Source organism: uncultured Faecalibacterium sp., from assembly GCF_900066275.1.
Classification (GTDB): Bacteria; Bacillota; Clostridia; order Oscillospirales; family Ruminococcaceae; genus Faecalibacterium; species Faecalibacterium taiwanense.
This window is the reverse complement of the sequence record NZ_FMFG01000010.1, coordinates 12,520-23,261: the sequence shown is the minus strand read 5'-3', so window position 1 is coordinate 23,261 and position 10,742 is coordinate 12,520. Positions and strand designations below refer to the sequence as shown.

The following is a 10,742-nucleotide window of genomic DNA, read 5'->3' as shown; positions in this document are numbered from 1 at the left end:
AGCGCCCACACAAGGGCTTTGCCGCGGGTGCGCTTTGTGCAAAGCTCGGAGTAAAAGTCCTCCTGCTTTGCCGTATCCGCCGGGTAGAGCGCCCGTGCCACATCCATGGCAGAGGGTTCTCTGTCAAGGGTCAGTCCGGCCCAAAGCGTCTCGTCTGCAGCGGGCAGCGGCAGAGCCTTGCCGGGTGCAAGGCCGAATACAGTCAGCGTTTCAGCTTTGCACCACCCGGCAGGCGGTGGGCATTCGTTTTCGTCTAAAATGATGCTCTCACACCCGCAGAAAGCCAGAAAGCTGGCCAGCTCTTCCGGGTTTGCGTGCCCTGCTGCCCATGCGGTGCTGCCGCTGAGTTCCAGCGCCAGTGTAGGTCCTGCGTAGAATCGCCACGGCTGGCTTTTGCTAAAAAGGGCAAGATCCAGCGGCAGGGTCGCCCCCAGCACCCATTTCCCCCGGCAGGCATTTAAAAAGCGGGCGCGGTGGGCTTTTGTGCTGACCTGCGCGATCACTTCAGCTCGTTGACGATCTTCTTGAACTCGCGGCCGCGCACCTCAAAGTTGGGGTACAGGTCAAACGATGCGCTGGCCGGGGACAGGATGATGATGTCACCGGGCTTTGCGCAGGCACGGGCCAGCTCCACAGCGTGCTGCATGTTGTCGGCATGCTGGATGGGCAGCTCTGCTTCGTTGAAGTTCGGGTCCTCGCGCACAGCCTTTTCGATGCGGGGGCCGGTGGCACCCATCAGCACAAGGTTCTTCACGTGGGCCACCACTTCCGGTGCCAGCGGCTCATAGGGAATGTGCTTGTCGTAGCCGCCAGCGATCAGAATGACCTTCTGGTTAAAGCTGCGCAGACCGGCAATGGTGCGCGTCGGGCTGGTGCCGATGGAGTCGTTGTAGTACAGCACGCCGTCCAGCGTGCGCACCGGCTCAATGCGGTGCTCCACACCGGTAAAGGTGCTGCCCACCTTCTGGATGGCTTCCACGGGCACCTCGCCCCACACGGCAGCGGCAGCAGCCAGCAGGTTTTCAATGTTGTGCAGGCCGCGCAGCTTCACGTCCTTCTGGGCCAGGAAGGGGGTCACAACGCCATCCTCGGCCATGCAGAGCATGTTGTCCTCCTTGCGCAGGAAGGCACCGTTGTCGGTATCGTGCAGGCGGGTGAACCACACCTGCTTGCCCTTGCAGTCGGACTGCATGGAACGGCTGATCTCATTCTCATAGCCCAGCACAGCGCGGCAGGGCTGCTTCTGGTACAGCAGGATGTTGCGCTTGGCATCAATGTACTCCTGCATGTCCTTGTGATGGTCCAGATGGTTGGGGGTGACATTGGTCACCACGGCAATGTTGGGGCTGGAATGCATGCTGATGAGCTGGAAGCTGGAAAGCTCCACCACAGCCACATCCTCGGGAGCCACCTCGGGCAGCATGGGCAGCAGAGCTGCGCCGATGTTGCCGCCCAGATGCACCTTGCGGCCTGCGGCCTCGTAGAACTTGGAGATCAGGGTGGTGGTGGTGGTCTTGCCGTCGGAGCCGGTCACGGCTACGATCTCGCAGGGGCAGAAGTCGAAGAACAACTCCACCTCACTGGTGACCATGGTGCCTGCGGCCATGGCATCCTGCAGGGGCTTTTCAAAGTAGCCCACAAAGCCCGGGGTGCGCATGATGATATCCTGACCCTTGAAGCCATCCAGATAGTTTTCGCCCAGGCTCAGGTCGATGCCCAGCTCCTTGATGGTTGCAGCGTAATCGCCAAAGTCCTCCACGCTCTTTTTCTGGTCGCACAGGGTCACATGGGCACCCAGCTCCACAAACTCCTTGATCAGGGTCTTGTGGCTGACACCGGCACCAATGAAGGCCACTTTTTTGCCTTTGATGAGTTCAATCAGTTTCTGCTGATCCTTCTGCATAAAAACAGTTCCTCCTCCATAATATCGTATTCAGAACGCACCTCAAAACGGGTGCAGAGATGTTTCGCTGTACCATTATAGTCCATTTAGCCGCAATTGGCAACGGAAAAACGCCCTTTTTGCCCCAAAAAGCAAGGTAAATTCACAATTCTGCAATTGTATTTTGCCGCTGTTTCTGCTACACTTGTCGAAGCAGAGTGCTTTTTGTATACAAAAAGCCTTTTTCGCAAATACCATAGAATGAGGTCATCCCCTTGAAACAGTTCTTCCGTATTACCGCAGCAGTGCTTGCTGCTGCGTTCCTGCTTGCGCTCACCGGCTGCGGCAGCAGTTCCAGTGCGCCAAGCTTTACATGGTTCGTGGATACCATTCCCGCAAACCTTGACCCGCAGGTAGCTTCTGCTGCCCCGGACGTGATCGCCTGCGAGAACCTTTACAGCGGGCTTGTCCGCAAAAAAGCGGATGGCGAGATCGTGCCCGATCTGTCCGAGAGCTGGACGGTCTCCTCCGATGGCAAGACCTACACCTTCCAGATCAAGGACGGCCTGACCTACAAGGCCGTTAAGGGCGCTTCCACGGATCACACCATCACTGCCGAAGACTTTGTGTTTGCATTCCGGCGCATATTCCAGCCGCAGACAAATTCCCCTTATGCCGTGGAGTTTGCCGCCCTTGAGAACAGTGCTGCCGTGCTGGCTGGCACAGCCGATGCCAGCACGCTGGGCGTTTCGGCCGCCGGCCCGCTGACGCTGGTGTTCCGCCTGAGTGAAAAGGACGACAACTTCCTTGCCAAGCTCACCCTGCCCGGTGCCATGCCCTGCGATGAAGCATTTTTTGAGAGCACCCGCGGCACCTACGGCCTGACCGCCAAGACCACCCTTTCCAGCGGCAGCTTCTATCTTTACAACTGGACGGCCAGCGGCCTGTTCCTGCGCCGGGATGTCTCCTCCCCCATGATCGGCAGCCTGCGTCTGGTGCAGAACACCGGCAGCACCGGCAAGAGCGCCGCCCAGCTCATTGCAGACGAAAAATGCTCCGCCGCGCTGGACGACACCGGCGAGGATACCTCGCTGCAGTCGGTGGATTACTCCGACACCACCTGGGCACTGCTGTTCAACAGCGCCGAAGATTCTGTGTTTGCCGATCAGGAACTGCGGCAGGCGCTTGCCGGCATCGCCCGGGAGAATGTGGATGTGCCCTCTTCCGGTCTGTACACCGCTGCCGAGGGTCTTGTGCCCACCGGCCTTTCCGTGGACGGCATCGATTACCGCAAGTCTGCCGGGAACCCGCTGCCCACCATCACCGACCCCCGTACATTGTACCTGAATGCACGGCAGGGCATGGCCAGCTCGGATTTTTCCGGCGTGACCATCCTGCTGCCGAAGGAAGCCGGCCTGACCGAACTGGCCGAGCAGATCAACGGCGCATGGCAGAAGGACTGCTCCCTTTTCTTCTCAGTGGAAGAGGTTCCGCAGGAGGAGTTCGACAAACGCCTTGCAGCGGGCAGCTACACCATTGCGCTGGCTCCCATCCGCGCCGAAGGCGGCAGCGTATACCAGATGCTGCAGCAGTTCACGGCCGAGGGCGGCGGCCTGACCGGCTGGTCCGACCCCATCTACTCTCAGCGTCTGGCCGAGAGTGCCCAGCAGACCGGCAGCGCCCGCTGTGCCCTGCTGGCCGATTGTGAGCGCCAGCTGCTGGAAGGCTGCGCCGTGGTGCCGCTGCTGGGCCAGAACAGGCGTCTACTGGTGGCGGACGGCATCACCGGCCTTGTGTTCGACCCCTTCACGCCGGTGCTGGACCTGACCGATGCCCAGAAAAACTGACATTCTCCGGCCCTTGACAATCCCGTCCCTCTTTGCTACAATAAATGAGCAACTTGCAGGGTTAGCTCATCCGGTAGAGCGGCTGCTTCCCAAGCAGCAGGCGGCGGGTTCGGGTCCCGTACCCTGCTCCAAAAACAAACGGCAAACCGTGGAATATCGGTTTGCCGTTTTTGCTTACAGCCGCTCCCTGCAAAATACGAAAGGACTCTGCCATGATCTTTGTTCCCCTGCTGCATTACTTCAAATGCAAAAATTCCTACAGCGGCAACGAATACGGTCTGCGATACCGGATGATCCCCGGCAAGCGCACCGTGCCGGACCCGGACGGCGGCGAGGGTGCCACAAAAGAGGAAAGCATCCTCACCGTGGACTACTGGCCGGACCCCTGGACCATTGAAAAGACCGACCCTGCCCTGCGGGTGCATAAGGTGTTTCCGCTCACCGACGAGGGCCGGGAGGCCACAGCCGCTTTTTTGCAGGACGCGTTCAATGCCGATCCTGACCGCTGGAAAAACTGTCCCAGCATGATGGACAGTGACCCGTGGGAGCCGCCTGCTGCCGAAGCCGAGCCGGACAAGCCGAAGGAATAAAACATGATCTATCGTTTAAAAGAACTCAAGGGCGATACCATTGCAGTGCCGCAGCTGGTGTTTTCCAAACTGGGCATCGCCGAAGAATACAATGTGCGCGTGGCTCTGTATGTGCTGGCGACCGGCATCACCGACCCGGACAAGATCTGTGCCGACCTCAAGTTGCGCAGCCGCATCAGCGCCGAGAGCGCCCTCTCCTTCTGGGCAGGCGCTGGCCTGCTGGAGCGGTACGAAGAGAACGCTGCACCGGGCGAGGAACCCAGCGCCCCCGCACCCATGACCTGGGCCGAGATCGCTGCGGCCAGCCGCACCGACCCCATGATCTCCAGCCTGATCGACTGCGCACAGACCGGCTTTGCCCGTCCACTGACCCACAGGGAGATGGAAAAGCTGGTCAACCTTTATATGCAGGAGGGCTTTGCGCCGGAGACCGTGATGCTGTGCACCGCCTACGTTGCCAGCACCGGCCGCAGCACCATGGCCGCCGTAGTGCATGAGCTGAAAGTGTGGCGCACCGAGGGCGTGGAGACCGGTGAGCAGGCCGATGCCCACCTCAAACTGCTGGCACTGCGCCAGAGCCGCGAGCAGTATGTCAGCGGCCTTCTGAACATCCCAGAAAGCGAGCTGACCCTTGGCGGGCGCAAGGCCATCGCACGCTGGTACGAGGTTTACGGCTACGACGATGCCATGGTGCAGGAAGCTGCCGTGCAGGCCGGGTCCAAGCGCGACCTGTGGTACTGGAACAGTATCCTCAAAACATGGAACGCCAAGGGCCTGCGCACCGTGCACGATGTGCGCAGCCCGGTGGCTGCTGCAGGCGCAAGCCGGAACCTCCGGGTAGACCGCGAAGCCCCCAGCGGCAACGATTTCCTCAAGAACGCTGCCCGCCGCCGTCCGTTGAAAAAGAAGCCGGAATAAGGAGGAGCCATGCGTACCAAAAACGAACTGTATCAGGAAGCCATGCGCACCGTGGCCGCCCGGCGGCAGGTGGCCAGAGCCAGAGCCGAGGATGCCCGCGCCGAAGCCGAAGCCGCCATTCCCGCCCTGCGCCATGCAGAAGAAGAGGTGCGGGTGCGGGGCATCCGCTGCGCACTGGCCGGTGCTGCGGGCAAGGACCGCACCGAAGCTGCCGCCGCCCTTGCCGATGCAAAGCAGAAGCTGACCGCCCTGCTGGCACAAAGCGGACGGCCCGCTGATGCACTGGAGCCGCGCTTTGTCTGCCCCAAATGTCAGGACACCGGCAGCGTGAATGGCCGCACCTGTGAGTGCGTGCACAAGGTGATGCAGCAGCTGCGCCGCAAGGAGATCGAGGCGCTGTCCAGCCTGTCCATTGCAAGCTTTGACACCATGGAGCTGCGCTATTACCCGAATCGTGCCGATGAAAAGGTGGGCGGTGCCATCCGCCCTTACATGGCCGATATGCTGGCAGACCTGCGCAGCTACGCGGAAGAGTTTGACCACCACAGCGAGAGCCTGATGCTGTTTGGCAATGCGGGCCTTGGCAAGACCCATGCGGCCCTTGCCATTGCGGGCATCGTGCTGGAAAAGGGCTACGATGTGATCTATGTTTCCAGCCCGGACTTTTTCTCCAAGCTGGAAGGGCTGCACTTTGGTGCAGACCCGGCAGGCGAGGAGGAAACGCTGATGCAGACCGCTGCCGGGGCCGACCTGCTCATTCTGGATGATCTTGGCTCGGAGTTCAACTCCGCCTTCCTCATCAGCAGCCTGTACAGTCTGCTCAACAACCGGCTGGGTGCAAAGCTGCCCACCATCGTCACCACCAACATCACTGACGGTGCTCTGCTGGAAAAGCTGTATACCGAAAAAATTTCCAGCCGCCTTTCTGCCTTTGTCCCCTGCCTTTTTGCAGGCGATGACATCCGCACACAGAAAGCAGCTGAATAAAACAAACGGCAATGCAAATGCATTGCCGTTTGTTTTATTTAAAACTCTAATACCGGACTCATTTCGTTGCGGCGCTGTGCCTGCACGATGCAGTCCTTCTCCGGCACAACGCCCGCCGCGCCCAGCGTGTTGAACACGGTCTGCAGGGCAAGCGCAGGCGTGTTGTTCTCCTGCGAAAGATGGCACAGCGCAAACTTTTTGCACCCTTCCTGAATGAGTTCCAGCAGCTTTGCCGAGCACTCGTCGTTGGAAAGGTGGCCCCGGGTGCTTTCAATGCGTGCCCGTAAGTAATAGGGATACGGCCCGCTGCGCAGCATGTGCAGGTCGTAGTTGCTCTCCAGTGCCACAAGGTCGCAGCCGGAAAGCGCCTCGTGCACCGGCGGCGTGAGCACGCCAAGGTCGGTTGCAATGGTCATGGTCTTGCCGTCCGGGGTGTGGATGCGGTAGCCCACACAGGGCACATCGTGGCTGGTGGGAAAGCTCTGCACACCAAACGCACCCACGTCCTCTTCCCTGCCTTCCAGCTCGTGCAGCTCACAGCTGGCCGGTACAATGCCGTTGCTGTCCAGAAAATCCAGCGTTGCCGCTGCACCGTACACCGGCAGCGTGTTCTTTTTGAGGAAGGTGGAAAGCCCCTTCACATGGTCGCTGTGCTCGTGGGTGACAAGGATGCCGTCGCAGTCACTGACGGCAAGGCCCAGCGCCTTGAGCGCCGCCGAGGTAGTGCGCACGCCCTTGCCCATATCCACAATGAGATACCGCTGCCCGCAGCACACCACACTGCTGTTGCCGGAGGAACCCGAATATAACGAGATGAATTCTGCCATGAAAAACCTCTGATACACTCAAAAACAGCCCGCCGCATATGCAGCAGGCTGTTTGCTTTTTATAAGTTACAGTGCCTGATCCAGTGCAGCGGGCATACGCTCCACCTTGCTGATGTCTGCACCCAGACCGCGCAGCTTTTCCACGATATTCTCGTAGCCGCGCTCGATGTGGCCGATCTCCTCGATCTCACTGGTGCCGTCTGCCATCAGCGCAGCCACCACCATGGCAGCGCCTGCACGCAGATCCAGTGCGCGCAGCGGTGCAGGGGTGAGCTTATCCACGCCCTCAAACACAGCCACCTGACCGTCCACCTGCACGTTGGCACCCATCTTGCGCAGCTCGTCCACATAGCGGAAGCGGTTGTCCCACACGCTCTCGGTCACGGTGCTGGTGCCCTTGGCCACGCTCAGCAGCACGCCCATCAGGGGCTGCATGTCGGTGGGAAAGCCGGGATGCGGCATCGTGTTGATCTTCAGCGGCAGAATATCGCCGGTGCGGCGCACACGCACAGCATCGTCAAATTCTTCCACCTCCACGCCTGCACGGCGCAGCTTTTCGGTAATGGGTTCCAGATGCTTGGGGGTGACGTTCTTCACCAGAACATCGCCGCCGGTGGCAGCAGCAGCCACCATGTAGCTGCCAGCCTCGATCTGATCCGGGATGATGCTGTAGGTGCAGCCGTGCATCTTTTCCACGCCGCGCACCTTGATCACATCGGTGCCTGCGCCGCGGATGTTCGCACCGCACATATTCAGGAAGTTTGCCAGATCCACCACATGGGGTTCCTTGGCACAGTTTTCCAGAATGGTCTGGCCCTTGGCCATTACAGCGGAGAGCATACCGTTCATGGTAGCGCCCACGCTGACCTTATCAAAGAAGATGTGTGCACCGTTCATCTCCTTGGCGCGCACGCTGATCATGCCGTAGTCCACGCTGTCCTCTGCGCCCAGAGCACTGAACACCTTCAGGTGCTGGTCAATGGGGCGGGGGCCGAGGTTGCAGCCGCCGGGCATGGCCACCTGAGCCTTGCCAAAACGGGACAGCAGTGCGCCCAGAAAGTAGTAGCTGGCGCGCATCTGGCGGGACAGGTCGTCCGGGACGTTGGTGCCGGTCAGATGGGTGGTGTCGATCTCGTAGGTGTTGCGGTTGATCATTTTGATCTGTGCGCCCAGAACGCTGAGGATCTTCAGGCTCACCGCCACATCACTGATATCCGGCAGATTCTCGATCACACAGACATCCGCTGCCAGAATGGTTGCAGGCAGGACGCCCACCGCCGCATTTTTGGCACCCGAAATGGTAACTTCGCCGTGCAGGGGCTTGCCGCCCGTAATAACAAATTTCTCCAATTTTATGATCTCCTTGTCGGAGGCCCGCAGCCGCAGGCCTGTTAAGGTTCCTGAAAGCATTTTCCATAAAAGCTGCCTGATGTGCATGGGCCATAAGGCCGTACACGTACAGCTATCTTATTATACACAACTTTCACAAAAAAGCAAAGCCCCACTTGGTGTTGTTTTATTATTTTCTGTTTTGCCCATTTTCGCGCAGGATATTCCAAAATTTTGATTTCTTTTTCAGGTATTTTACAAAAATCAGATACATTGCTGTTGCGCTTTCTTTACCAGATGTGGTCTTCGCACCGAGTCTCAGTGATCCAGCCCAGCTGGTAGGTAGCCACCAGCTGCTTGAGGTCGTGCACACGCTCCCGCAGCACCTCGCCCTCGTCGGTGTCCTCCACGAGAATGCGATGATTTTCGGTTTCCAGAATGTTTTTCTGGGAAATGATATCCAGATTATCCTTCACCGCTTTCTCGGCACTTTCAAAGGGCTGATGGGTGCGCAGGGACATGGTGCGGCTGGAATACACCAGCGTGTAGCCCGCAATGCCGGTCTTTTCGTGGTAGGCACGGCAGAAACCGCCGTCGATCACCACCAGCCGTCCGCCGCCCTTGATGGGGCTTTCGCCGTTCTTTTCCCGCACCGGCACGTGGCCGTTGACGATGTGACTGGCACCGGGCAGGCCAAACTCGGCCAGAATGCGGCGGCAGACGGCCTCATCGTTATACCATGTATAATAGGGGTCCTTCACCTCGGTGTGGGTGGAAGCGTCCTCTACATAGAGCCGCTCAAAGGTGGTCATGGCACTGCGGCCAAACAGCGGCGAAAGCTTGCCGCACCACAGATACCACAAAAAATCCTGTCCGCTCTGGCGGGCAGCGCTGCCTTCCGGTGCATAGTAGCCCCGGCGGGCGCGGGCATCGCAGTAGTCCATCAGTGCGCGGCCGGAGTAGTAGCGGCCCTCAAAGCGCTCCATGGCAAAGGTGCCGCGGCTGGTCATGGGCACAGCGCCATGGTAGAGCAGGTTGCCGTTCTCAATGTGGTACACGCTGCCCTTTGCATAGAGAAATTCAACATGCTGCTGCAGTTTTTCGCTCTGGCGGAAGGACTGCACCAGCTTGCGCAGCACCAGCTGTTCATCCGGGTGCAGTGCGGCCGGGTCGGCGGGGTCCACCGTGGGGAACGAGGTATCCCGCAGCGGATACTCCTTTTCGCCGATCTTTACCGTGTGCTTTTCCCAGTCGATGCGGCGCAGATAATCTCGCTCCTGCATCTGGAAGTCCGGGTTGCGGTCGATGACATGGCACTCCAGCTTGAACATCAGAATGCTGATGGCCTTGTGCATCACGGCACAGCGGTGCAGCATTCCCCTGGTGTAGGGGCCGCGGGCCGCATCGGTATGAGGCATCCAGATGGAAAGATCATCATTGCCGTAGAACTGCTCGGCCATGCGCTGCAGATGGCGCAGGTTGATGCCGTAGCAGTCCTCCAGCATTCCGTGGTTATGATAAGCCAGCGTGGTCTTGAGCACCGTGCAGATGCAGATGGGGCTGCCCGCAGCGGCACCCATCCATACTACATCGTGGTTGCCCCACTGGATATCCACATTGTGGTGGCGCATGAGCAGATCGAGGATGATATCCGGGCGTGGGCCGCGGTCGAACAGGTCGCCCACGATGTGCAGCTTGTCCACTGCCAGATGCTTGATCAGCTCGCACAGCCGCACGATAAAGTGGTCGGCACGGCCATTTTCAATGATGCTGCCCACGATCTGGCCGTAGTACAGATCCTTGTCGTGATCCTCAAAATGGGCGTGGAGCAGCTCGTCCAGAATGTAGCCGCAGCTGGCAGGCAGGCATCTGCGCACATGGTCGCGGGTATGCTTGGAGGACACCAGACGGCAGATATCAATGAGACTCAGCAGCGTTTCGGTGTACCACTGATCCAGCGCTTCCTCACTGGTACAGCGTGCCTTGAGCTGGGGCAGCTTTTCGTTGGGGTAATAGATCAGCGTTGCAAGCTCGGCGCGGGTATGCTTCGGCACGGTATCGCCCAGCACCTGATCCACTTTTTCGCGAATGACACCGGAAGCGGAATTCAGAATATGCACAAAAGCTTCATTCTCGCCGTGCAGGTCGCTCATGAAGTGCTCGGTACCCTTGGGCAGCTTGAGCAGTGCCTGCGTGCTGATGATCTCGCTGGCTGCCGCCGCCTGCGAAGGATAATCCCGCGAGAGCAGGGTCAGGTACTTGAGATTATCGCGGATCTCATCGGTTTCGGTGCGCATGGTCTCCTCCATCACAACGTTCTCTCCGCCGCAGTCCGCCACACGGACCTTGCAAAGATGTTGCT

At 59.3% G+C, this 10,742-nt stretch carries 8 protein-coding genes, 1 tRNA gene and 1 pseudogene; 5 read left to right on the top strand and 5 right to left on the bottom strand.

Features of this window, described 5'->3' with window-relative positions:
* A pseudogene (locus tag QZL71_RS05435) lies at nucleotides 1-437 on the bottom strand (N-acetyltransferase); the annotation flags it as partial.
* 62 nt (nucleotides 438-499) lie between these two features.
* A complete protein-coding gene (gene murD / locus QZL71_RS05430; RefSeq protein WP_005945808.1) occupies nucleotides 500-1,903 on the bottom strand; it encodes a UDP-N-acetylmuramoyl-L-alanine--D-glutamate ligase in 1,404 nt (467 codons plus the stop codon).
* A 254-nt stretch (nucleotides 1,904-2,157) separates the two neighbouring features.
* Between murD and QZL71_RS05425 the strand changes: the two genes are divergently transcribed.
* The 5 genes from QZL71_RS05425 to QZL71_RS05405 all read left to right on the top strand — a co-directional run bounded on the left by QZL71_RS05425 (nucleotide 2,158) and on the right by QZL71_RS05405 (nucleotide 6,224).
* Nucleotides 2,158-3,729, top strand: coding sequence for a peptide ABC transporter substrate-binding protein (locus tag QZL71_RS05425; RefSeq protein ID WP_294648160.1), 1,572 nt, complete (start codon nucleotides 2,158-2,160; stop codon nucleotides 3,727-3,729).
* A gap of 55 nt (nucleotides 3,730-3,784) precedes the next feature.
* Nucleotides 3,785-3,860: transfer RNA gene (locus QZL71_RS05420), tRNA-Gly, on the top strand.
* Between the two features lie 81 nt (nucleotides 3,861-3,941).
* Entirely contained in the window at nucleotides 3,942-4,319 is a 378-nt protein-coding gene (locus tag QZL71_RS05415; protein ID WP_294648158.1) for a hypothetical protein, read from the top strand.
* Between the two features lie 3 nt (nucleotides 4,320-4,322).
* On the top strand, nucleotides 4,323-5,237 hold the full coding sequence (locus tag QZL71_RS05410; RefSeq protein WP_294648155.1) for a DnaD domain-containing protein: 915 nt from the start codon (nucleotides 4,323-4,325) through the stop codon (nucleotides 5,235-5,237).
* Between the two features lie 9 nt (nucleotides 5,238-5,246).
* Nucleotides 5,247-6,224: an ATP-binding protein gene (locus tag QZL71_RS05405; RefSeq protein WP_154260476.1), complete on the top strand. Its 978-nt coding sequence runs from the start codon at nucleotides 5,247-5,249 to the stop codon at nucleotides 6,222-6,224.
* Between the two features lie 38 nt (nucleotides 6,225-6,262).
* On the opposite strand, the gene QZL71_RS05400 is transcribed toward QZL71_RS05405, so the two are convergent.
* The 3 genes from QZL71_RS05400 to QZL71_RS05390 form a co-directional block, all read right to left on the bottom strand.
* A complete protein-coding gene (locus QZL71_RS05400; RefSeq protein WP_294648152.1) occupies nucleotides 6,263-7,051 on the bottom strand; it encodes an MBL fold metallo-hydrolase in 789 nt (262 codons plus the stop codon).
* Between the two features lie 66 nt (nucleotides 7,052-7,117).
* Nucleotides 7,118-8,401, bottom strand: a complete 1,284-nt coding sequence (locus tag QZL71_RS05395) for a UDP-N-acetylglucosamine 1-carboxyvinyltransferase (protein WP_242702968.1) — start codon at nucleotides 8,399-8,401, stop codon at nucleotides 7,118-7,120.
* A 269-nt stretch (nucleotides 8,402-8,670) separates the two neighbouring features.
* Nucleotides 8,671-10,689 carry a fructose-1,6-bisphosphatase gene (locus QZL71_RS05390; RefSeq protein WP_294648189.1) on the bottom strand — a complete coding sequence of 673 codons (2,019 nt, stop codon included), beginning with the start codon at nucleotides 10,687-10,689 and terminating at the stop codon, nucleotides 8,671-8,673.
* Nucleotides 10,690-10,742 lie beyond the last annotated feature (53 nt).